The organism is Stenotrophomonas sp. FBCC-B152, assembly GCF_059134105.1.
The window spans coordinates 4,100,121-4,122,747 of sequence record NZ_CP101442.1; the positions used below are offsets into that span (position 1 = coordinate 4,100,121).

Sequence of the window (22,627 nt, forward strand, 5' to 3'; positions counted from 1 at the left end):
CAGTGCGGCGTTTTTCCTGCGCGTCCCTGCTGCTGCTTGCCGCCTCCGCGCAGGCCCAGGTCACCGATACCGGCAGCTACCTGCAGCGCATGGATACCGACGGTGACGGCAAGGTCAGCGTCGAGGAATACGTGCAGTGGATGATGTACGCCTTCGACCGCATGGACCGCAACGCCGACGGCGTGCTCAGCGCCGATGAACTGCCCGGCGGCAAGGGCAAGCCGATCACCCGCGAACAACAGCGGCAGACGATCATCGAACGCTTCCACAAGCAGGACGCCAACGGCGACGGCTTCCTGAGCGCGAAGGAATTGTCCGCCCCACCGCGATAACCCCCATGCCCGAACTTCCCGAAGTAGAAACCACCCGCCGCGGCCTGGCCCCGCACCTGGAAGGCCGCCGCGTGCATGGCGTGATCCTGCGCCGGCCGGACCTGCGTTGGCCGATTCCCGACGAAATCAGCGCGCTGCTGCCCGGCCAGGCGATTGAAGGCGTGCGCCGCCGCGCCAAATACCTGCTGCTGGATACCGCCATCGGCAGCGCGGTACTGCACCTGGGCATGTCCGGCAGCCTCCGTGTACTACCGGGGGACACCCCGGTCCGCGCGCACGACCATGTCGATATCAGCCTGGACAACGGCCGCCTGCTGCGCTTCAACGACCCGCGCCGGTTCGGCAGCCTGCTCTGGCAGCCGGCCGGGGACACCCACCCGCTGCTGGCCGGGCTGGGCCCGGAGCCGCTGGACGATACGTTCGACGGCGACTACCTGTTCCAGCGCAGCCGTGGCCGCAGCGCCTCGGTGAAGACCTTCCTGATGGACCAGGCCATCGTGGTCGGGGTGGGCAACATCTACGCCGCTGAAAGCCTGTTCATGGCCGGCATCAATCCCCTGCGCGAGGCCGGGAAGATCTCGCGCGAACGCTACCAGCGGCTGGCCACGGCAGTGAAACAGATCCTGGGCCACGCCATCACCCGCGGCGGCACCACCCTGCGTGATTTCATCAATCCGGACGGCGCCCCGGGCTATTTCGAGCAGGACCTGCTGGTCTACGGGCGTGAAGGCGAGCCCTGCCGGCAGTGCGGCCGGGCCCTGCGCCACGCCACCATCGGCCAGCGTGCCAGCGTCTGGTGCGGTCACTGCCAGCGCTGAACTGTCCTACGCATCTGCAGGAAGCGGCGCTATAGTCGGGCAAACGTCACCGGCGGGGGTGTGCGATGGACGAAAGCCCGGATATCACCGTATGGCTCGATTCGGCCCGCGCGGGCGACCGCGCCTCGCTGGACCGGGTGCTGACCCTGCTCTACCAGGAACTGCACAGCATGGCCCGGCGCCAGCTGGCCGGGCAGCAGGGCCGCACGCTGGATGCCACTTCCCTGGTCCATGAGTCCTACCTCAAGCTGCTGGGCGCACGCGGCGCGGCGCGGTTCGAGGACCGCGCGCACTTCTTTGCCTACGCCGCCTCGGCCATGCGCAGCGTGGTGGTGGATTACGCGCGCAACCGCCTGGCGCGCAAGCGCGGCGGCGATCTGAAGCGCGTGGCGGAAATACCCGAGAACAGCAGCAGCGGCGTGCGCCTGGATGAGGACCTGCTGGCGCTGGACGTGGCGCTGGCGCGGCTGCAGGCCGTGGACAACCACCTGGCCAAGGTCGTGGAACTGCGCTACTTCGCGGGGTTGTCCGAGCAGGAAATCGCCGACCTGTGCCAGCGCTCTGAGCGCAGCATCCGGCGCGACTGGCAGAAGGCACGGATGTTCCTGCTGGCGTCGGTCCGCGAGGACTGAGCGCAGCGGTAGTCAGGGGAAAGGACGATGGACGCAGTGCGCTGGCGGCAGCTGTCCACGCTGCTGGATCAGTTGCTGGAAATGCCGCACGCCCAGCGCAGCGCGCGCCTGGCGCAGCTGCGTGCGGCCGATGCCACCCTGGCCGACGACCTGGAGCGGTTGCTGGAGCACGAGCAGGAGAGCCAGGAATTCCTGGCCCAGCCGCTGTGGACCGCCGCACCCGAAGACAGCCGCGCCGGTACCCATATCGGCCCGTACCGGTTGCTGCGGCAGCTGGGCGAAGGCGGCATGGGCGAAGTCTGGCTGGCCGAGCGCGCCGATGGGCTGTACCAGCGCCAGGTGGCGCTGAAGCTGCTGCGCAGCGGCTACGCCGACCCCGGCCTGCGCCAGCGCTTCAGCCGCGAACGCGAGATCCTGGCGCGGCTGCAGCACCCGCACCTGGCGCAGCTGCTCGATGCAGGCGTGGACCTGCAGGGCCAGCCGTACCTGGCGCTGGCGTACGTGGAAGGCGAGCCGATCACCGATTACTGCCAGCGCCTGGAACTGCCGCTGGAGCGCCGCCTGCAGCTGATGCTGCAGGTATGCGCGGTGGTCAGCCACGCACACGCGAACCTGATCGTGCACCGCGACCTGAAGCCCTCCAACATCCTGGTCACCGCCAACGGTGAGGTGAAGCTGCTCGATTTCGGCATCGCCAAACTGCTCGACGATGAGCAGGCGCGCACCAACGCCGCGCACCCGCCCACCGAAGCGCGCGCCTTCACCCTGCACTACGCCGCGCCCGAACAGGTCCGCGGCGAACCGGTGACCACGTTGACCGACGTGTATTCGCTGGGCGTGGTGCTGTTCGAGGTGATCACCGGGCGCAAGCCGTACCGCCTGCGCCGGCACAGCGATGCCGAATGGGAACGCTCGATCCTGGAAGTGGATGCCCCACGCGCCTCCAGCGTGCTGCTGCGCGGGGATATCACCGATGCAGCCGCCACCCCGGCTGCGCGGCGGCTGGCCCGGCGCCTGCGCGGTGACCTGGACACGATCCTGCTCAAGGCACTGCAGAAGGAACCGGCGCAACGCTACGCCTCGGTGGAAGCGCTGGCGCAGGACCTGCAGCGCTTCCTGGAAGGCCGGCCCATCCACGCGCGCCCGCAGCGTTCGCTGTACCGCCTGCGCAAGTACCTGGGCCGGCACCGCTGGGGCGTGGCGCTGGCTGCGGTGGCGATCCTTGCGCTGGCGATATTGGCGGCGCTGGCGGTGTGGCAGATGCAGCAGGCGCGGCGTGAGATCGCGCGCGCGCAGGCCATGCAGGATTTCACCATCGGCCTGTTCGACCGCGCCGCCAGCGTGCGCCACGGCAGCTTCGATGTGCGCCAGCTGCTGGCCACCGGGCAGCAGCGCGGCGAGGCGGAGCTGGCCGACCAGCCGCTGCCGCTGGCCGACCTGGAAGGGGTGATCGGCCGCCTGCGGATCGGCATGGGCGATTACGCGCTGGCGCTGGAAACCCTGGACCGGCAGCGCGCGCTGCTGGAGCAGGTCAAGCAGGTGCCGCCCGGGCTGCAGCTGGAAGCGGTCACCCAGCGCGGCCGCGCGCTGCGCATGCTGGGCCGCTCGCGCGAATGCGTGGCGCACATGACGCCGATGCAGGCGCTGGCCGCCGAACAACGCCAGGCATTGCCGTCGGTGGTGGCCGAGTTCCATGCCCAGCTGGGCCGCTGCCAGCAGCTGCTGGGCTACCGCGATGAGGCGCGCGAAGGGTTCGAGCGTGCGCTGGCACTGCGCCGCGACATCACCCACGACGCCACCGGCATGGCCGAAAGCCTGTCCGACCTGGCCGCGCTGGAGAATGACGATGGCAATGCGCAGGCCGCGCTGGCCGGTTACCGGCAGGCCCTGCAGCTGCTGCAGGCCCGCACCACCGACCGCCACCCGCAGCTGGTCACGCTGCGCGGCCACCTGGGCGAAATGATGGCCGCGCAGGGCGACCTGGACGGTGCCGACCGCAGCCTGCGCGCGGCATGGACCGACGCGGTCAGCCTGTACGGCAATGACCATCCCGAAACGCTGACCATCCGCCGCCTGCGCGCGACCCTGGCGCTGCAGCGCGGTGACCTCGCCGAAGCCGAGGCCGCCCTGCAGCAGGTGCACCGGCTCACCCGCCAGGCGCTGGGCGAGCAGCACCGCGACACCGGGCAGACCTGGCATGCGCTCGGCCGCTCGGCGCTGGAACGCGGCGACACCGCGGCGGCGGTGGAGGCGTTCGGCCGCGCGGTGGCCATCTGGCGCCAGCCGGACTGCATCGGGCTGCTGCCGCAGGGCCTGTACGACTACGGCAACGCGCTGGCCGAAGTGGGCCGCTGGCAGGATGCGCTGGCCGCGTTCCACGAAGGCCGCCAGTGGCAGGCCGCGCAGCGCGGCGACGACGACCCGGAGGTACAGCGTGGCGACCGCCGCATGGCCGAGATCATCGGCGAGCATGTCGACCCCTGGCAGGCTGGCGAGCGTTTGACGAAATTGATGCGGCAGTCCGCGCGCGGAGGGCCGGAGGCCCGGCTGCAGCTGCAGGCGGTGCAGCTGGCGTGGGGGCGCAACCTGATCCGCATGGACCAGCCGGTGGAGGCCCAGCGCGCGCTGCAGCCGCTGACCGAGGGCGAGGCGATGGATCCGCGCAGCATCCACCTGCGCTGGCTGGCACGGACCGCGCTGGCCCAGTTGGACTGCGCGCAGGCGCCGGCACGTGGGCGCGAGGCGCTGGTGCGGCTGCAGGCCGAAGTACGCGCGCAGCGTCCCGAGGGGGGACGCATCCCACGGCAGATCGAGCAGGCGCTGCAGGCCTGTGGCAGCAAGGCCCTGCAGGCGCGCACCGGCCAGCCTGAACGCAGGCCCGGCGCCACGGCGGCGAATTAACGTTCGCGTGCCTATGATGGCCGACCCTTTCCTGCCCATCGCTGCCTGCATGCAACGACGCGACTTCATCCGCAACGCCTCCCTGGCCTTGGCCGCCATCGGTTTTCCCGCGCTGCCGGCCTGTGCCGCGCAGGGCAGCCAGGTAGGCCTGCGCCGGCTGGGCCAGCCGCAGCCGTTCGACTTCGCCACCCTCAAGGGCCAGGCGCGTGCGCTGTCCGAGGCCGCCTACAAGAGCCACCGGCGCACCCTGCCGGGTCCGCTGGAGGCGCTGGACTGGGACCAGTACCAGTCGATCCGCTACCGCCAGGACCACGCGCTGTGGGCCGACCAGCCCGGCCGCTTCCAGGCCAAGTTCTTCCACCTGGGCCTGTACTTCCATTCGCCGGTGCGCATGTTCGACGTCGTCGACGGCAAGGCGCAGGAACTGGCCTATGACCCGGCCGCGTTCGATTACGGCAAGAGCGGCCTGAAGAACGGCCACCTGCCGGCCGACCTGGGGTTTGCCGGGTTCCGGCTCAACACCCGCGCCGACACCGACCGCGATTTCGCTGCCTTCCTGGGTGCCAGCTACTTCCGCGCGGTGGGCAAGGAAGGCCAGTACGGCCAGTCCGCCCGCGGCCTGGCGATCGATACCGGCATGGACCGCCCGGAGGAATTCCCCGATTTCATCGCCTATTTCCTGGAACAGCCGGCCGCCGACTCCAACACCCTGGTGGTGTACGCGCTGCTGGATTCCCCCAGCGTGGCCGGTGCCTACCGCTTTGCCATCACCAACGGCGATGTGCTGCTGATGGACGTGGACGTGGCGCTGTACCCGCGCAAGACCATCGAACGGCTCGGCATCGCGCCCTGCACCAGCATGTACCAGGTGGGCGAGAACGACCGCCGCATGGCCTGGGACTGGCGCCCGGAGATCCACGACACCGACGGCCTGTCGATGTGGAACGGCGCGGGCGAATGGATCTGGCGCCCGCTGTCCAACCCGCGCCAGCTGCGCTTCAACATGTTCGTGGACAACAACCCGAAGGGCTTTGGCCTGCTGCAGCGCGACCGCAGCTTCGACCATTACCAGGACGACGGCGTGTTCTACGAGAAGCGGCCGTGCCTGTGGGTGGAGCCGAAGGGGCAATGGGGAAGGGGCTCGGTGCAGCTGGTGGAAATTCCCACCGTGGACGAGACCTTCGACAACATCGTGGCGTTCTGGAACCCCGAAGCCAAGCCGCAGCCGGGCCAGGAAATGCTGCTGGGCTACCGCCTGTACTGGGGCGCCGAGCCGCCGGCACGACCGCCGCTGGCGCAGGCCGTGGCCACCCGCACCGGCCTGGGCGGGGTGATCGGCAAGAAGCGCGAGTATTTCTCGTGGCGTTTCGCCGTGGACTTCCAGGGCGGCGAACTGGCCGCGCTGATCGACAAGGGCGACGTGGAAGCGGTGGTGCAGGCCAGCCGCGGCCGCACCGAGATCGTTTCGGCGCGCCCGCTGCGCGAGATCAAGGGCTACCGCGCCATGTTCGACCTGGTGCCGCCCGATGACAGCACCGACCAGATCGACATCCGCCTGTACCTGCGCAGCGGCGGCAAAACGCTGACCGAAACCTGGTTGTATCAATACTCGCCGCCGCCGCCCGGGGCGCCGGAACGCACGCTGTATTGATCAGATCGGCAGGGTGGCCTGCATCGGCTCGATCCGGCCCTCGCCGCGCGTGATCTTCTTGAACTCCGCGCGGCTGACCGAGACGTAGCGTTCGTTGCCGCCGATCTCCACCTGCGGGCCGTCCTGCACCGCGTGGCCGTGTTCGTCCACGCGCACGGTCATGGTGGCCTTCTTGCCGCTGTGGCAGATGGTCTTGATCTCCTGCATCTCGTCGGCCCAGGCCAGCAGGTACTGGCTGCCCTCGAACAGCTCGCCGCGGAAATCGGTTCGCAGGCCGTAGCAGAGCACCGGAATGCGCAGCTGGTCGACCACTTCGCTCAGCTGCCAGACCTGGCTGCGGCTCAGGAACTGGGCCTCGTCCACCAGCACGCAGCCCAACGGCCCATGGCCGGCGATGTCGGCGCGGATCAGCTGTTCCAGGTCGGTATCCCGGTCGAAGGCGATGCCGTCGGCCTTCAGGCCGATCCGCGACGCCACCACGCCGCGCCCGGCGCGGTCGTCCAGGCGCGGGGTGAGGATGGCCACGCGCATGCCGCGCTCGCGGTAGTTGTGCGCCGACTGCAGCAGCGTGGTGGTCTTGCCGGCGTTCATCGCCGAATAATAGAAATAGAGCTTGGCCATCGGCCAATTCTAGACGGCGCGCTACTTCCCGTCGCCCTCGCCGCCATGGACGGTTTCCGGCAGCCCCACGTCGACCTGCTGCTGGCGCAGCGGGGCCATCCAGTAGGTATCGTGCAGGCACCAGTACAGCTCGGGCTTCCAGTACTCCGGGTCGTAGTAGTCCGCGCCGGACTGGACTTCGCCCGCCGTGGCGCCGGTGCGCTGTTCCACCTGCAGGCCGCTGTGCACGTGCCCGACCCGGCTGCCGGTGATCTTGGACAGCCTTCCGCGCATGGCGCTTTCCAGCCGCGGCTTGGCGACCTCGTCGCCGTACTGGGCGAACACGTCCTGCCGGCGCTGCAGTGCCCGCTCGCGCTGCCCCGCGTCCAGCTCGGCCCACCAGGCGTCGCGCAGGCGCACGAAGTCGTGATAGCCGCGCTCGGCGGCCAGGTCCATCCATGCATAGGCCAGCTCCGGGTCGGCCGCCACGCCATTGCCCTCGCGGTACATGATCGCCACCCGCAGCTGCGAGTACTTGTCGGCGTACTCGGCGGCCTTGCGGAACCGCGACAACGCGCGTGGCAGGTTGCCCTTGTCGATCTCCTTCAGCGCAAAACGGCGCCAGCGCAGATCCGGATGGCCATCCAGGAAGCCATCGGTCATCAGCGAGGCGGGAATGGTCCGGGGGGCCTGTCGCGCGCAGGCAGGGGCGCTTGCGCCAGCCACCCCGGTGGCCAGCCAGAGCGCCGCCCCGACCGCGCTGCCGGCCATCCAATGCATGAATCCATTCATGTGACTGCTCCGTTCCGATCGCTCTCTGGATATCCCACCGCCCGGCGCAGGTCAAGCCAGGTCCGGTGGGCTGCTGCCCGTTACAATGCGGCACCCACGGAGAAGGCATGCACGGTCTCAACCCCCCCCAGAGCGCGGCAGTGCTGCACTGCGAAGGTCCCCTGCTGGTACTGGCCGGTGCGGGCAGCGGCAAGACGCGGGTGATCGTGGAAAAGATCGCCCAGCTGATCAGCACCCGCCGTTACCCGGCCAAGCGCATCGCGGCGATCACCTTCACCAACAAATCCGCCAAGGAAATGCGTGAGCGCGTGGCCAAGCGCCTGCACGGCGGCGACGCCGAAGACGTCACCATCTGCACCTTCCACGCGCTGGGCCTGAAGTTCCTGCAGATCGAGCATGCCGCGGTGGGCCTCAAGCGCGGCTTCTCGATCTTCGACGCCGACGATTCCACCTCGCAGGTGAAAGACCTGATGTACGGCGCCAAGCCGGACGACATCGAGGACGTGAAGAACCTGATCTCGCGTGCGAAGAACGCCGGCCTGTCGCCCGAACAGGCGATGGCCGAAGCGCGCAGCAACCGCGAGAAGGAAGCGGCCAGCGTCTACGAGCGCTACCAGCTGCGCCTGACCGCGTTCAACGCGGTGGATTTCGACGACCTGATCCGGCTGCCGGTGCAGGTGCTGGAAGAAAACCCGGAGATCGCGCTGGCCTGGCGCGAACGCATCGGCTACCTGCTGGTCGACGAATGCCAGGACACCAACGATGCGCAGTACCGGCTGCTCAAGCAGCTGGCCGGCACCGCCGGCAACTTCACCTGCGTGGGCGACGATGACCAGTCCATCTACGCCTGGCGCGGTGCCAACCCGGAAAACCTCCAGCAGATGGCGCGCGATTACCCGGCGCTGGAAATCATCAAGCTGGAGCAGAACTACCGCTGCTCCAACCGCGTGCTGCGCGCGGCCAACGCGCTGATCGCCAACAACCCGCACGAACACCTGAAGAAGCTGTGGAGCGACCAGGCCGACGGCGAACGCATCCGCGTGTGGGAATGCCGCAACAGCGAACACGAGGCGGAGAAGGTCGCGGCCGAGATCTCCTACCTGGCCACCTCCAAGAAGATTCCGTGGAGCGATTTCTGCATCCTGTTCCGCGGCAACTTCCAGTCGCGGCCGCTGGAAAAAGCGCTGCAGCTGGTGCGCGCGCCGTACCACATCACCGGCGGCACCGCGTTCCTGGAACGCCAGGAAGTGAAGGACACGCTGTCGTGGCTGCGCCTGCTGGTGAACCCCGATGACGATACGGCGTTCATGCGCGCGGTGCAGGCGCCAAAGCGCGAAGTGGGCGCCGGCACGCTGGCCAAGCTGGCCGAGCTGGCCTCGGACAAGGAGCTGCCGATGGCGCATGCGGCCGAGGCGATCGGCGCGCTGGCGCAGCTGCCGCCGCGTGCGGCCAACGGCCTGAGCCGCTTCACCGACATCCTGCGCGACCTGCGCGCGGAAATGCCCAAGCTCAGCTCGGGCGACCTGGTGCGCAAGCTGGTCAAGGACTCCGGGCTGGTATCCGAACTGCGCGGCGCCTGCAAGGAAGAGTCGGTGTACCAGCGCCGCATCGGCAACCTCGAAGAGCTGGCACAGTGGTTCGAGGGCGGTCCGCGTGGTGCCACCACCGCCGACCTGGCCGCGCAGCTGGCGCTGCTGTCGCGCAACGACAAGGACGACGGCGGCAACCAGGTGCGCATGATGACCCTGCACGCGTCCAAGGGCCTGGAGTTCCCCTATGTGTTCATCGTCGGCTGCGAGGATGGCGTGCTGCCGCACCAGGTGAGCCTGGACGAAGGCAACCTGCAGGAAGAGCGCCGGCTGCTGTACGTGGGGATCACCCGGGCCAAGGTGCAGCTGTGGATGAGCCACAGCAAGCTCACCCGCAAGTTCGGCGAGCATGTGCGGCTCAAGCCCAGCCGCTTCTTCGACGAGATCCCGGCCGAGGAAATGCAGCGCGACGGCGCCGACCCGGTGGCCGATGCAGCGCGCAAGAAGGAACGCGCCAGCGCGGGGCTGGCGGCGATCGAAGCGTTGTTTGATTGAGGCGATCGGCCGCACAATCCGGTCATTGCCCTGTGACCGGAAGCCGCATGTCCGCCCTGATCCAGACCGACCGCCTGCACCTGCGCCTGATCGATCCCGACCATGACGCGGCCGACATGCTGGCCCTGCTCAACGAACCCGGTTTCATCCGCCACATCGCCGACCGCGGCGTGCGCACGCTGGCGCAGGCGCGCGATTACACCGCCGAACGCGTGCTGGGCAGTTACACGCTCAACGGGTTCGGCATGTACGCCATCATCCGCCGCAGCGACGGCGCGTGGCTGGGCAACGCCGGGCTGGTGCGCCGCGATGGCCTGCCCGCGCCGGATGTGGGCTACGCGCTGCGGGCGCAGTACGAGGGCCACGGCTACGCGTTCGAGGCCGCGCGCGGGGTGATGCATTACGCGCGCGACGTGCTCGGCTACCCGGACCTGTACGGCATCGTTGCCCCCGAGAACCTGCGTTCGGCCGCGCTGCTGCGCAAGCTGGGCATGGAAGACCGCGGCGATGTGCGCCTGCCGGCGCCACGCGATGAAGAAGTGCTGCTGCTGTTCGCCACGCCCGGCGCCCCAGCCGTAACCGGGGCATGACCACCTGACGTGCGTAGAGCCACGCCCTGCGTGGCTGCGTCACCCGCCCAGCTGAGCGCGCAGTTCCGCCAGTTGTTCCTGCAACGCGGCCACCGTCGTCTCCAGCTCCTGCACGCGCGCTTCCAGACCGGCATTGCTGCCGCCGGCCGAGGGCGCGGCCTTGTACTGCTCCGCCAACGCCTGCACATCCACCGGGCCGGCCAGCAGGTGCATGTACCGGTCTTCGCGCTGGCCGCCGGCGCGCGGCAGCAACACCGCCAGGCCGCGCTGGATCATGCGCTCGACGTGGTGGCGCAGCTCGTCGGCATCCTGGAACTGGAACAGGCGCTCGCTGCGGGTGAGCAGCTCGTTCACGGTCTGCGGGCCGCGCAGCAGCAGCAGGCCCAGGATGGCGAGCTGCTGGCGGGTCAGGTCCAGCGCGCTGCCGGCGCGGTGCTCGTAGCGCTCGGCACGCGAGGAGAACTGCTGGCGGGCCAGGCCCAGGGTTTCCAGCTGGCGCAGGGCATGGTGCACATCGCCGGCCGACAGCTGCAGCACCGGCTCGCGCGCGGTCTTCTGGTTGGCGGCCACCTGGGTGGCATTGACCGTGAGCGGGTAGGCGTCCGGGGTGGTCGCTTCCTTCTCGATCAGGCAGCCCAGGGCGCGGGCCTGGGCCGCGTTGAGCACGGGCAGGGCAGGGGTCTGGGTGTCGTCGGTCATCTCGCGCTCCGAGTGTTTCTGGGGCGTGCAGCATAGCCGAGCCCCGCGGACGGCATGAACCGCAGCGGCCAAGCCGGTAAACTGGCGCCACTCAGTACTGGTGATTCCCATGCGTCGTACCGCTGTTTCCCTGTCCGTGCTTGCCTGTGCCGTGATGGCGCTGGGTGCGTGCAAGCGCACCGAAACCCCCGCCGAAGCCGCTGCCCCGGCCCCTGCTGCCGCCGCTGCCGCGCCTGCCGCGAAGGGCGATGCCGCCGTGGCCGCCAACGACAACCTCAATGCCGTGCTGTGGATGCAGCGTTCGCAGGAATACCGGGCGATCACCGAGCAGACCTACCGCGCCGCCGCCGACCACCTGGACAAGGCGCTGAAGGAAGCCAACTGGGATGCGCTGGTGCCCGAAGAGCGCGGCAACGCCGCCAAGGGCCTGAAGCCGGCCGTGGTGCTGGACGTGGACGAAACCGTGCTGGACAACTCGCCCTACCAGGCCCGCCTGGTCCGCGATGGCGGCGAGTACGACGAACTGAGCTGGGACCAGTGGGTGGCCGAAAAGAAGGCCAAGGCCATTCCGGGCGTGGTCGATTTCGCCAAGGCCGCCAACGCCAAGGGCGTGACCCTGCTGTACATCTCCAACCGCGCCGTGCACCTGAAGGAGGCCACCCTGGCCAACCTGCGTGCCGAAGGCCTGCCGGTGGCCGATGACAGCGTGTTCCTGGGCCTGGGCACGGTGGTGAAGGACTGCGAGCAGGCCGGCAGCGAGAAGAACTGCCGCCGCCGCCTGGCCGGGCAGAACTACCGCGTGCTGATGCAGTTCGGCGACCAGCTGGGCGACTTCGTGGAAGTCACTGCCAACACCAACGACGGCCGTGACGCGCTGCTGCAGCAGTACCACGACTGGTTCGGCGAGCGCTGGTGGATGCTGCCCAACCCGACCTACGGCGGCTTCGAGCCGGCCCAGTTCAACAACGACTACAGCCAGTCGCGCCAGGCCCGCCACGACGCCAAGCGCGCCGCGCTGGATTACGCGCCGTGAGCCGCGCCCCGCTGCCGCTGCGCGATGACGAACGGCTGATCTTCGCGCTCGACGTGCCGGGCCGCGAGGACGCGCTGGCCTGGGTGGACCGGCTGGGCGATGCGGTGTCGTTCTACAAGATCGGCATGGAGCTGCTGGCGTCGGGCGAGTACTTCGAGGTGCTCGATGCGCTGGCTGCGCGCGACAAGCGCGTGTTCGTGGACCTGAAATTCTTCGACATCCCGGCCACCGCCGCGGCGGTGATCCGCCGGCTGTCGCAGTGGCCGGTGAGCTACGCCACCATCCACGGTTGGCACCCGGCCATGATGGAGGCCTGCGCGGCCGCCAACAGCAGCGACATGCGCCTGCTGGCGGTGACCGTGCTGACCTCGATGGGGCGCGATGACCTGCGGGGCATGGGCATCGACCGAGAGCCGGTGGACGTGGTGGTCGAGCGCGCGCTGGCCGCCCAGGCCGCCGGCATCGACGGGGTGATCGCCTCGGGCCAGGAAGCCGGCCCGATCCGCGCCGCCACCGGCGCCGGGTTCTCGATCGTGTGCCCGGGCATCCGCCCCGGCGGCCCGGTCGGCGATGACCAGAAGCGCACCGTGGGCGTGGCGCAGGCCTTCGCCGACGGCGCCGACGCCATCGTGGTCGGTCGCCCGATCCGGCTGGCGGCCGACCCGCGCGCGGCCGCGCTGGCGATCCAGGACGAGATCCGCAGCGCCCGGCGCTGAGTGATGTAAGGGTTCCACGCACCGGGATGGAACTGCATCCCGGTACCAGGTAGCGCCTGTTCGCAGAAATGGATCCATCAATCGTTGGCCCCGCTGAAACGCGACCGGCCACGCAGTTGCCCCGTCTTCTTTGCCGTCGAATCGACCTGGCACACGCCCCGGCGCTGTGCCCGTCGTTTCCACTTTTCCGCAAAGGAGTTGCTGCATGCGTACCTGTTCCCGGCCGGCCTGGATGTCCGGCCTGATCCTCGCTGCTGTTTCCGTTCCCGCGCTGGCCCAGTCCGGGCCGGACAACCTGCCCCACATCATCGGCGGGGTCGACGCCGAACCCGGCCAGTACCCGTTCATGGCCAGCCTGCAGCGGCTGGGCCGCGGCGATTCGGACCACGCCCGGCACGGCTGCGGTGCCACCCTGATCTCGCCCTCCTGGGTGCTCACCGCCGCCCACTGTGTCGACGGGCTGCTGCCGGCGCAGCTGGCGGTCGTGGTCGGCCAGACCACGCTGAAGACCACGCCGCGCCGCCGCGCCTCCAACGTCAAGGCGATCCACGTGCACCCGGCCTACGACGAAGGCAACCTGCTCAACGACGTGGCGCTGATCCAGCTCAAACGGGCGGTGCCCAAGGCCGAGCCGGCCGAGCTGCTGCTGGGCCGGGACAGCGCCTACCTGAAGCCCGGGCGCGCCTTCACGGTGATCGGCTGGGGCGTGACCGACTTCCCCGGGGAGGAGCAGCTGCCGACCACCCTGCAGACGGTGCAGACCCCGTTCGTGACCTTCGCCGCGTGCCAGCAGGCCTACCCGGACCTGCAGGCCGGCGCGGTGATCTGCGCCGGCGCCGAGGGCATCGACAGCTGCAGCGGCGACTCCGGCGGGCCGTTGATGGTCCGCCGCAAGGGGGCCTGGACGGTGCTGGGCACGGTCAGCTGGGGCGAGGGCTGTGCGCTGCCGGATCGCCCCGGGGTGTATGCGCGGTTGTCGCAGGGCTATGTGCGTGACTTCATCCAGGCCACCTGGATGCGTGACTGATATCCAGTAGAAACAGTGGGTTGCGCCCATCCTGCCGGCCCGGCGGGCAGGATGGGTTGCCGCTGCGGGGGCGCAGGCCGCAAGATGCGGACCGGTCCGGGGAAGTCCGAATTCATGTCCATGCCGTTGATGACAGGGCGCTACCGACCCTGGGTGATGTCGCTGTCGCTGTGCGGGCTGCTGCTGGTGGGGGCGTGCAAGCGCGACACGATCGACCCGGATGCACCGGCCGCCGAGCCGGTGGCCGCATTGCAGCAGATCGCCCGCCACCTGGCCGACAACGACCTGGTGGGCTACGCCCGCGCGTCGGTGCCGCCGGCCCAGTACACCCGCCTGCAGGCGGCCTGGAGCGCGGGCCACAGCCGCTGGCCGCTGACCGACCTGCCGCTGGATGGCCAGCTGCTGCCGATGCTGGCGGCGCTGTCCGCGCCGGATGCGCCCAAGCGCCTGCAGCGCTCCTTCGATACCCAGATCGCCGGCCAGGCCACCGGGGTGCGCCAGGCCGCCCATTCGATGGGGCTGTTCGGCGTGCAGTACCTGCGCAACCAGACTGACTACAGCGAGGCCGAGCGCGCCCACTACAGCCAGGTGGTGGATGTGCTGAGCCGCTGGGCCGCCGCCGCGCCACTGACCGACAAGCAGCGCGCCAGGACCACCATCACCCTGTTGACCGCCACCGCACGCAACGCGGGCCTGTCCACCGACGCCGAGCTGCAGGCGGCCGGCATGGAGGGCAGCCTGCGCCGGCTGGGGCCGTTCGCCAAGGCGCTGAAGACCGCGCTGGCCAGTTACGGGCTGTCGCTGGACGCGGCGATGACCGAGCTGCGCGGCGAACTGGTGTCGCAGGAGGGCGACGCCGCCCTGCTGCGGATCCAGTACCCGCTGGCCGGCGAACAGATTGAAGCCCAGGTACGCATGACCCGCCGCGAGGGCCACTGGTACCTGGCGCGCACCCTGGAAGAGACCGACGCACTGCTCAAGGCGGCCGACGAAGCGGCGGCCGCCGTGGCCGCGCAAGCTGAACATGACGCGCAGCTGGCCGCCGACGCAGAGGCCGCCGCGCAGGTCAAGGACGGTGCTTCTGCACCGGCTAAGCCATAATGAAGCCGATGCCGAACCAGAATCCCCTGCCTTTCCCCGGCGAAGAGCCGCCCAAGACGCCGGACGCCCCGTCCGCGTCGCCCGATACCGTGCCCGGCGCAGATGGCCCGAGCGCGGGTGCAACCGACCCGGCGGCGATCGTGCCCAGCCCGGTCAGCGCGGCAGCGCGCACTTCGTTCGGGCGCCGCCCGTGGTGGGCCCGCCTGCTGGGCCGCCTGGTCGAACCGTGGCTGTCACTGAAGATCGAACCCGAACACCCCGGCCAGTACGACGACGGCCGCCCGGTGGTCTACGTGCTGGAAGACTACGGCCTGTCCAACGCGCTGATCCTGGACAAGGCCTGCCGTGAAGCCGGCCTGCCCTCGCCGCTGGTGCCCATTGCCGGCGACCCGACCGGGCGCAGGCGGGCGTACCTGGCGCTGTCGCGGCGGAGCAGCAGCAACTCGCTGATTCCCGAACAGCGCGGCGCCAAGACCCATTCCGATTCGCTGGCCAAGGTGCTGCAGGCCCACCGCGCACGCGGCGAGCTGGACGTGAACCTGGTGCCGGTGTCGATCTTCGTCGGCCGCGCGCCGGACAAGCAGAGCGGCTGGTTCGCGGTGCTGTTCTCGGAAAACTGGGCGCTGGTGGGCCGCTTCCGCCGCCTGCTGGCGGTACTGCTCAACGGCCGCAGCACCATCGTGCGGTTCGCCCCGCCGATCTCGCTGCGCGCCACCGTGGACGAGGGGCTGGACCCCGAGCGCACGGTGCGCAAGCTGCAGCGCGTGCTGCGCACCCACTTCCGCCGCATCCGCGAATCGGTGATCGGGCCGGACCTGTCCACCCGCCGCCTGCTGGTGGACAAGGTGCTGGAGGCCGACACCGTCCGCGATGCCATCGCCTCGCAGGCCAAGCGTGACAACACCAAGCCGGCCGATGCCTGGAAGAAGGCGCACGCCTACGCCTGGGAAATCGCCGCGGACTATTCCAGCCCGGTGGTGCGTTCGGCCAGCTTCATGCTCAGCCACGTGTGGAACCGCATCTACGCCGGCGTGCTGGTGCACCACCTGGACAAGTTCAAGGCCGCCGCGCCGGGCCATGAAGTGGTCTACGTGCCCAGCCACCGCAGCCACATGGATTACCTGCTGCTGTCCTACCTGCTGTACGACCGTGGCATCGTGCCGCCGCACATCGTGGCCGGCATCAACCTGAACCTGCCGGTGGTGGGCACGCTGCTGCGCAAGGGCGGTGCGTTCTTCATCCGCCGCTCGATCCGCGGCAACGCGCTGTATTCGGCGGTGCTGAGCGAGTACGTGGCGCAGCTGGTGGCCGGTGGCTATTCGATCGAGTACTTCGTCGAAGGCGGCCGTTCGCGTACCGGGCGCCTGCTGCAGCCCAAGGGCGGCATGATCTCGATGACGCTGCGCGCGTTCCTGCGCCAGCCGCGCAAGCCGGTGCTGTTCCAGCCGGTGTACATCGGCTATGAAAAGCTGATGGAAGGCGGCAGCTACCTGGACGAACTGTCCGGGCGGCCGAAGGAAAAGGAATCGATCTGGCAGCTGCTGTGGTCGATCCCCAAGGTGCTCAAGCAGAACTATGGCCAGGTGGTGGTGAACTTCGGCGAGCCGATCGCGCTCAACGACGTGCTGGCCCGCCAGGCACCGGAGTGGGACGGCGCGCCGGTAGGCGAGGATGAGAAGCCGTCGTGGCTGTCGGGCACCGTGGACCACCTGGCCGAACGCATCCAGGTGCACATCAACGGCGCGGCCGACGTGAACCCGATCAACCTGCTGGCGCTGGCGCTGCTGTCCACGCCCAAGCATGCGATGGGCGAAGCGGACCTGATCGCGCAGATCGAGCTGTGCAAGACCCTGCTGGTGGAAATGCCGTATTCGGACCGGGTCACGGTCACCCCGCATTCGCCGGAGCGGATCATCGCGCACGCCGAGGAAATCAACGTGCTGACCCGGGTCAAGCACCCGCTGGGCGATGTGCTCAGCGTCAGTGGCGATACCGCGGTGCTGCTCAGCTACTTCCGCAACAACGTCATCCACCTGTTCACCGCCTCGTCGTGGGTGGCGTGCTGCTTCCAGAACAACCGCCGCATGAGCCGCACCGGCCTGGTGCAGCTGGGCCGCACCGTGTACCCGTTCCTGCAGGCCGAGCTGTTCCTGCCGTGGACCGAGGACGAGTTCGCCCAGCGCATCGAGCAGACCATCGCGGTGTTCGTGCGCGAGGGCCTGCTGCAGAACGTCAACGACGACGACGGCGGCATCCTGGCACGCAACACCGGGCAGACCGACGAAGTGTTCCGCCTGCGTGCGATCGGCCATTCGCTGCAGCAGGCGTTCGAGCGGTACTACATCGCCATTTCGGTGCTGGTGAAGAACGGCCCGGGCACGCTGGGCGCGGCCGAACTGGAAAGCCTGTGCCAGCAGGCCGCGCAGCGCCTGAGCCTGCTCTACGCCCCGGCCGCGCCGGAGTTCTTCGACCGCACCCTGTTCCGGGGCTTCATCCAGAAGATGCGCGAGCTGCGCCTGGTGTGGCCGGACGAGAACAGCAAGCTGCTGTTCGACGAGCGCCTGGACATGTGGGCCAAGGATGCCAAGTTCATCCTGGGCCGCGAGCTGCGCCACACCATCGAGCGGGTGAGCCCCGAAGCCGCGAAACCAGAGGAACCGGTGGCCGCGGATTGAGGTGGGTGCGGGAATGGGTAGGTGCCGACCGTTGGTCGGCACGCGTCACGCCGGCTCGTCCGGAATCAACATGTCTTCCAGCTTCGCGATGCGGTCCTTGAGCTGCAGCTTGCGCCGCTTCAGGCGCTTGGCCTCGAGCTCATCCTCGCCATTGGCGGCCATGCGCTGGATCTCTTCATCCAGCACGCGATGCTCCTGCCGGAGTTCGGCAAGCAGGTCGCTGATCTGTTCGGGCGTCAGGGTATCCACAGCGGTCGAGCATACACACCCGGGATGACGCCCGGGAGTGAACGCAGTCACTTCCGCGACCCGGTGAGGGCCGGTGCGAGCCGGTAGAATGGCCCGGATGCCTGCCGTCCTGCCCCTGCCCGATCCGCTCCCCCGCGCCCCGCGCACGGACGCGGCCGCGCAGGACAAACTGGCGCGCAGGTTGCGCCGCCAGGTGGGCCAGGCGATCGCCGACTTCGGCATGATCGAGGAGGGTGACCGCATCATGGTCTGCCTGTCCGGCGGCAAGGACAGCTACACCCTGCTGGACGTGCTGCTGCAGCTGCAGAAGAAGGCCCCGGTGAGCTTCGAACTGGTGGCGGTGAACCTGGACCAGAAACAGCCGGGCTTCCCCGAACACGTGCTTCCCGGGTACCTGGCCTCGATCGGCGTGGCCTACCAGATCATCGAACAGGACACCTATTCGGTGGTCAGCCGGGTGATTCCGGAAGGCCGCACGATGTGCTCGCTGTGTTCGCGGCTGCGTCGCGGTGCGCTGTACCGGCACGCGGCGGAGAACGGCTTCAGCAAGATCGCACTCGGCCACCACCGCGACGACAGCGTGGCCACGTTCTTCCTCAACCTGTTCCACCACGCCAAGCTCTCGGCAATGCCGCCCAAGCTGCGCAGCGATGATGGCCAGCATGTGGTGATCCGCCCGCTGGCCTATGTCAGCGAGCGCGACATCGAACAGCATGCGCAGGCACGCGGCTTCCCGATCATTCCGTGCACGCTGTGCGGCAGCCAGGACAACCTGCAGCGCCGCCAGGTGGCGCAGATGCTTCAGCAGTGGGAGGATCAACACCCCGGGCGGATCGACCAGATCGCGCGCGCGCTGGGCAACATCCACCCCTCGCAGCTGGCCGACCCCGCCCTGTTCGATTTCATGGCGTTGGGCCGCACCGCGGTCGCGCCCAGCCCGCCGTCGGCCTGGACCGATGGCACCCCCTGACCTTCCCTTTCACGCCTTCAACTTCGGATCTCCATGTTCTTTCGCAACCTGACGCTGTTCCGCTTCCCGACCGCCACTGATTTCTCCGAAGTCGACACCCTGCTGCCGCAGGTGCTGCTCAAGCCGGTGGGCCCGCTCGAAATGAATTCGCGTGGCTTCATCTCCCCGTTCGGCCGTGAGGAAAAGGCCGTGTTCTCGCACCGCGTCGGCGACGCGCTGTGGCTGACCGTGGGCGGCGAGGACAAGATCCTGCCGGGCGCGGTGGTCAACGACCTGCTGGCCCGCAAGCTGGAGGAAATCGAGGAGAAGGAAGGGCGCAAGCCGGGCGGCCGCGAGCGCAAGCGCCTGAAGGACGACCTGCTGCACGAACTGATGCCGCGTGCATTCGTGAAGAGCTCGCGCACCGACGCGCTGATCGACCTGACCCACGGCTACGTGGCGGTGGACTGCTCGAGCAGCAAGAAGGGCGAGAACATGATGTCCGACATCCGCGGCCTGCTGGGCAGCTTCCCGGCGATGCCGCTGAACGCCGAAGTGGCGCCGCGCTCGATCCTGACCGGCTGGATCGCCGGCGAGGAGCTGCCGACCGGGCTCAGCCTGGGCGAAGAGTGCGAGATGAAGGACCCGGCCGAAGGCGGCGCGGTGGTCAAGTGCCAGCACCAGGAACTGCGCTGCGACGAGATCGACAAGCACCTGGACGCCGGCAAGCAGGTGACCAAGCTGGCCCTGGTGTTCGAGGACAACCTGTCCTTCGTGCTGGGCGACGACCTGATCGTGCGCAAGCTGAAGTTCCTGGACGGCGCCCTGGACCAGCTTGAGCACGCCGACGAAGACGGTCGCCGCGCCGAGCTGGACGCCCGTTTCGTCCTGCAGAGCGGCGAAGTGCGCCGCCTGTTCCTGCTGCTGGAACAGGCCTTCAAGCTCAGCAAGGCCGACTGAGGCACCGGGCGGGGCCTTGCCCCGCCCCCCCTTTACACCCCGCAGTCATATCCCGCGCACCACGGGCGCTATGCTGTACCCATGCCCGGATTCCTCCGCCGCCTGATCTCCCCGGCCGTTGCCCCCACGTTGCAGCGCGATACCGTGCGCCTGCGCCTGGAGGATGCCGAGATCGACGTGCTGCGCGTGCGCGATCCGCGCGCGCGCCGGATCAAACTCAGCGTGGATGAGCGTGGCGTGCGGCTGACCCTGCCGCCGCGTGCCAGCCTGGTGATGGGTGAGCGCTTCCTTGAGCAGCACCGCGGTTGGCTGTCCACGCAGCTGCGCAATTACCAGGCACAGAACCTGCCGCCGCCGCTGGTGATCGGTGAGCCCGGCGTGCTGCCGCTGCGTGGCGAACTGCTGCCACTGCGGTGGGAAACCGGGCGCTACGCGCGCCTGGAGCTGGACGACGATGGCGTGTGCATGCACCTGCCGGCACGCGGTACCGATGCCACGGTGAAGCGCGCGCTGCGCGAATTCTACGAAGCACAGACCCGCGCCGATGTCGGCCAGTGGCTGCCGCGCTACCTGCCCAGCCTGCCGCGCGCGCCTGCCCGGTTGCGGCTGAAGGTGATGTCCTCGCAATGGGGCTCGCTGGCCCCGGATGGCAGCATGGCGCTGGACCTGGCGCTGGTGCTGGGGCGGCCGTCGGCGTTCGAGTACGTGCTGGTGCATGAGCTCTGCCATCTGATCCAGGCCAATCATTCGCCTGCGTTCTGGGAGGAAGTGGAACAGCGCTTCCCGGCCTGGCGTGAGGAGCGGGATTACTTCCAGCTGGAAGGGCGGCGGCTTAAAGCGATGTTGCGGCAGCTGCTTTAAACACGCTTCGGTGGGGTTTGCCACGCAGGGCGTGGCACTACGCATACGGTCGAACCGCGCCGGGCGTGTCCACATTCGACTTTGTTGCATGGGATCGCTGCCTGGCGCGCGGGAATCTGGCGGCTGCTGCCGCCACCGGGAATGCCCCATGTCGACGATGGCCTCGGTTGCCTTCGATGTGCTTACCAATGTGCTTGCTGCGGCCGTGCTGGGCACGGCGGCGATGCTGCGTGCGCGCGTGCCGGATGTGTCCGGGGTGTGGACGCTGACGCGCTATGGGCAAGGGCCCGAGCGCCGCGCCGAGGCCGTGTACCTGGTGATGCTGTCGCAGAACGGGGTGCGCGTGGAAGGCGTGGCCGAGTGCGTGCAGTGCCGCGTTGGGAACGGTCCACTACGGTCGCTGCCCGGCCGCGAACGGCCACGGGTGGAGGTCAGCGGCGGGCTGTATGGCAGCGTGTTCCACCGCAAGCGCTTCCGACTGCTGTTCCGTGAACGCGCACGGCGCCAGGGCAGCATCGCCACGCACGGAATGGACCGCCGTGAAAGCGACGACCACTGGCGCGGCAGCTACATCCTCAGTGCCGGCGGCCGCAGTGGCGACAGTGCGTGGCGACGGGGGCAGGGGGTGCATGATTTTGCCGTGGCCAACGATGCGTACCCATCAACCGATCAGGTCGATGCCCGTGCGCGCAGCGTGGCCGCCTGCGCCCAGCGTGCGGCCACGCGCGGGGCGGTGATGCACACCGCCTGATCGGTCACGGTGGTGACCGCGCGCTCCAGCAGCTGGATGTCGGCTTCGTGCTGGCGCGCCACGTGCGGGTCTTCGAAGAAGATCGCGCGCTGGCAGCGGCCTTCCAGCACCTGGTCGGCGATCTGCGCATCGCCGCCCATCGGGCCGCTCTGGTAGCGGGTCACCCATTCCTGTTCCTTGGGCCAGCCCCGGCTCCAGGCCAGCTCATTCAGGCGCTGGCCGGTGGTGCCGGTACCCACGCGGCTGCGGAAGCGCGAGAGCAGATCGAAGTGTTCGTCGGCGAAGGCCAGCATGGCCGGCTTCATCGCATCGTGCGCGATCAGCGCCAGCGTGTGCCGATCGAACGCGTGCAGGTCATCGGCGCCGGGATCGGCGGCCAGGCCGGCGTGCATGCGTTCCACTTCGATCCAGTCGCGAGCGGTCGCCACGGTGGAGATGAAGGGCTTGCCGTGGATCACGCACTGGCGCTTGAGCGCGGTGGCTTCGGGGAACACCGAGGACGGGTCGACCGGGTCCATCAGGTAGATCGCCCCGTCCAGCGTGCGCTCGGGCGTGCCCATGCCCACCACCTCGGCGACCAGCTTCATCAGGCCACCCTCGCGGCCGTTCGGGTAGCGGCGCAGGGGGGCGAAATCGGGCAGGAAGCCCAGCCGCTGGATGGCGTCATAGGTGCGGCCGACCGCATGCAGCTCCACGCCCAGCTCGCGCAGCCCGGTATCGCTGGCGCGCAGCCAGCGGAACAACGCGGCGTGCTTGTCGTGGTGGTGCAGCCGATTGGCGGCCAGGCCGATGCGCATGGGAATCATCCGGGAAAGTGGGGCATCCGCGACATTACCAGCCCTTCACGACAATTCGTAAAAGTTGCATAGCCGCCTACCGGGGCCATAACCGACATTGACCGCCATCAGCCCGTCAATCAGGACAGTCCCCCATGCCCCTCTCCGCTACCCGCACCGCACCGTCGGTGCAGACGCTGGCCCACGACCGCGGCGCCCGCATCCGTACGCTGGGCCGCCTGCTGCGCCATGCCGCCCACGGCGATGCCGATGTGCTGCTGGTCGGGCTGGCGCGCATGCTGGATGCGCATATCGAATGCGACCACGCCGACGATGCCGGCAACGCCCGCATCCGCGACCAGCTGGATGAGATCCAGCTGTTTCTGGCGCTGGAGATCGAACGCGCCGGGGTGCGGGCGGCCGCCTGACG

22 protein-coding genes are annotated in these 22,627 nt (G+C 69.0%); 17 read left to right on the forward strand and 5 right to left on the reverse strand.

Features of this window, described 5'->3' with window-relative positions; all coding sequences use genetic code 11:
- Positions 1–2 precede the first annotated feature (2 nt).
- From NMB40_RS18590 to NMB40_RS18610, 5 genes are all read left to right on the forward strand, one after another.
- Entirely contained in the window at positions 3–332 is a 330-nt protein-coding gene (locus NMB40_RS18590; protein WP_494359395.1) for an EF-hand domain-containing protein, read from the forward strand.
- A 5-nt stretch (positions 333–337) separates the two neighbouring features.
- On the forward strand, positions 338–1,150 hold the full coding sequence (gene mutM / locus NMB40_RS18595; protein WP_494359396.1) for a bifunctional DNA-formamidopyrimidine glycosylase/DNA-(apurinic or apyrimidinic site) lyase: 813 nt from the start codon (positions 338–340) through the stop codon (positions 1,148–1,150).
- Positions 1,151–1,215: 65 nt separating this feature from the next.
- Positions 1,216–1,782, forward strand: coding sequence for an ECF-type sigma factor (locus tag NMB40_RS18600; protein ID WP_145480584.1), 567 nt, complete (start codon positions 1,216–1,218; stop codon positions 1,780–1,782).
- A 27-nt stretch (positions 1,783–1,809) separates the two neighbouring features.
- Positions 1,810–4,683, forward strand: coding sequence for a protein kinase domain-containing protein (locus NMB40_RS18605; RefSeq protein WP_494359397.1), 2,874 nt, complete (start codon positions 1,810–1,812; stop codon positions 4,681–4,683).
- A 49-nt stretch (positions 4,684–4,732) separates the two neighbouring features.
- Positions 4,733–6,334, forward strand: a complete 1,602-nt coding sequence (locus NMB40_RS18610; protein ID WP_494361102.1) for an OpgD/OpgG family glucan biosynthesis protein — start codon at positions 4,733–4,735, stop codon at positions 6,332–6,334.
- Here the strand turns inward: NMB40_RS18610 and NMB40_RS18615 are convergent, their stop codons facing one another.
- Together NMB40_RS18615 and NMB40_RS18620 are read right to left on the reverse strand one after the other, a co-directional pair.
- Positions 6,335–6,955, reverse strand: a complete 621-nt coding sequence (locus tag NMB40_RS18615; RefSeq protein WP_448141567.1) for a thymidine kinase — start codon at positions 6,953–6,955, stop codon at positions 6,335–6,337. It lies immediately after the preceding gene.
- A 21-nt stretch (positions 6,956–6,976) separates the two neighbouring features.
- Positions 6,977–7,726 (reverse strand): sel1 repeat family protein, encoded by a 750-nt coding sequence (locus NMB40_RS18620; protein WP_494359398.1) that lies wholly within the window; start codon positions 7,724–7,726, stop codon positions 6,977–6,979.
- Positions 7,727–7,833: 107 nt separating this feature from the next.
- On the opposite strand from NMB40_RS18620, the gene NMB40_RS18625 reads away from it, so the two are divergent.
- Together NMB40_RS18625 and NMB40_RS18630 are read left to right on the forward strand one after the other, a co-directional pair.
- Entirely contained in the window at positions 7,834–9,810 is a 1,977-nt protein-coding gene (locus NMB40_RS18625; RefSeq protein WP_494359399.1) for a UvrD-helicase domain-containing protein, read from the forward strand.
- Between the two features lie 47 nt (positions 9,811–9,857).
- A complete protein-coding gene (locus NMB40_RS18630; protein ID WP_494359400.1) occupies positions 9,858–10,400 on the forward strand; it encodes a GNAT family N-acetyltransferase in 543 nt (180 codons plus the stop codon).
- A gap of 39 nt (positions 10,401–10,439) precedes the next feature.
- On the opposite strand, the gene NMB40_RS18635 is transcribed toward NMB40_RS18630, so the two are convergent.
- The gene (locus NMB40_RS18635; protein WP_494359401.1) at positions 10,440–11,099 is read right to left on the reverse strand and encodes a YceH family protein; all 660 of its coding nucleotides are present in this window, start codon (positions 11,097–11,099) and stop codon (positions 10,440–10,442) included.
- Between the two features lie 109 nt (positions 11,100–11,208).
- Between NMB40_RS18635 and NMB40_RS18640 the strand changes: the two genes are divergently transcribed.
- The 5 genes from NMB40_RS18640 (at position 11,209) to plsB (ending at position 17,651) form a co-directional block, all read left to right on the forward strand.
- A complete protein-coding gene (locus NMB40_RS18640) occupies positions 11,209–12,132 on the forward strand; it encodes a 5'-nucleotidase, lipoprotein e(P4) family (RefSeq protein ID WP_184126310.1) in 924 nt (307 codons plus the stop codon).
- Complete coding sequence (pyrF, locus tag NMB40_RS18645) at positions 12,129–12,848, forward strand: orotidine-5'-phosphate decarboxylase (RefSeq protein ID WP_282245780.1); 720 nt, start codon at positions 12,129–12,131, stop codon at positions 12,846–12,848. The genes NMB40_RS18640 and pyrF overlap by 4 nt, the downstream gene beginning before the upstream one ends.
- A gap of 205 nt (positions 12,849–13,053) precedes the next feature.
- Positions 13,054–13,875 (forward strand): S1 family peptidase, encoded by an 822-nt coding sequence (locus NMB40_RS18650; RefSeq protein ID WP_494359402.1) that lies wholly within the window; start codon positions 13,054–13,056, stop codon positions 13,873–13,875.
- Positions 13,876–13,989: 114 nt separating this feature from the next.
- Entirely contained in the window at positions 13,990–14,976 is a 987-nt protein-coding gene (locus NMB40_RS18655; RefSeq protein ID WP_494359403.1) for a hypothetical protein, read from the forward strand.
- Positions 14,976–17,651, forward strand: a complete 2,676-nt coding sequence (plsB, locus tag NMB40_RS18660) for a glycerol-3-phosphate 1-O-acyltransferase PlsB (protein ID WP_494359404.1) — start codon at positions 14,976–14,978, stop codon at positions 17,649–17,651. The genes NMB40_RS18655 and plsB overlap by 1 nt, the downstream gene beginning before the upstream one ends.
- Before the next feature lie 45 nt (positions 17,652–17,696).
- On the opposite strand, the gene NMB40_RS18665 is transcribed toward plsB, so the two are convergent.
- Positions 17,697–17,900 carry a YdcH family protein gene (locus NMB40_RS18665; protein WP_282245774.1) on the reverse strand — a complete coding sequence of 68 codons (204 nt, stop codon included), beginning with the start codon at positions 17,898–17,900 and terminating at the stop codon, positions 17,697–17,699.
- An 88-nt stretch (positions 17,901–17,988) separates the two neighbouring features.
- Between NMB40_RS18665 and ttcA the strand changes: the two genes are divergently transcribed.
- From ttcA to NMB40_RS18685, 4 genes are all read left to right on the forward strand, one after another.
- Entirely contained in the window at positions 17,989–18,870 is an 882-nt protein-coding gene (ttcA, locus tag NMB40_RS18670; protein WP_494359405.1) for a tRNA 2-thiocytidine(32) synthetase TtcA, read from the forward strand.
- A 33-nt stretch (positions 18,871–18,903) separates the two neighbouring features.
- The gene (locus tag NMB40_RS18675) at positions 18,904–19,809 is read left to right on the forward strand and encodes a recombination-associated protein RdgC (protein ID WP_494359406.1); all 906 of its coding nucleotides are present in this window, start codon (positions 18,904–18,906) and stop codon (positions 19,807–19,809) included.
- An 81-nt stretch (positions 19,810–19,890) separates the two neighbouring features.
- The gene (locus NMB40_RS18680) at positions 19,891–20,670 is read left to right on the forward strand and encodes a M48 family metallopeptidase (RefSeq protein WP_494359407.1); all 780 of its coding nucleotides are present in this window, start codon (positions 19,891–19,893) and stop codon (positions 20,668–20,670) included.
- 148 nt (positions 20,671–20,818) lie between these two features.
- Positions 20,819–21,421: a hypothetical protein gene (locus tag NMB40_RS18685; protein ID WP_494359408.1), complete on the forward strand. Its 603-nt coding sequence runs from the start codon at positions 20,819–20,821 to the stop codon at positions 21,419–21,421.
- Here NMB40_RS18685 and NMB40_RS18690 read toward each other — a convergent pair.
- Entirely contained in the window at positions 21,340–22,218 is an 879-nt protein-coding gene (locus NMB40_RS18690; RefSeq protein ID WP_494359409.1) for a methylglyoxal synthase, read from the reverse strand. The genes NMB40_RS18685 and NMB40_RS18690 overlap by 82 nt on opposite strands.
- A gap of 134 nt (positions 22,219–22,352) precedes the next feature.
- Here NMB40_RS18690 and NMB40_RS18695 point away from each other — a divergent pair, with 134 nt between their 5' ends.
- On the forward strand, positions 22,353–22,625 hold the full coding sequence (locus NMB40_RS18695; RefSeq protein ID WP_494359410.1) for a hypothetical protein: 273 nt from the start codon (positions 22,353–22,355) through the stop codon (positions 22,623–22,625).
- The last annotated feature ends 2 nt before the right edge of the window (positions 22,626–22,627 follow it).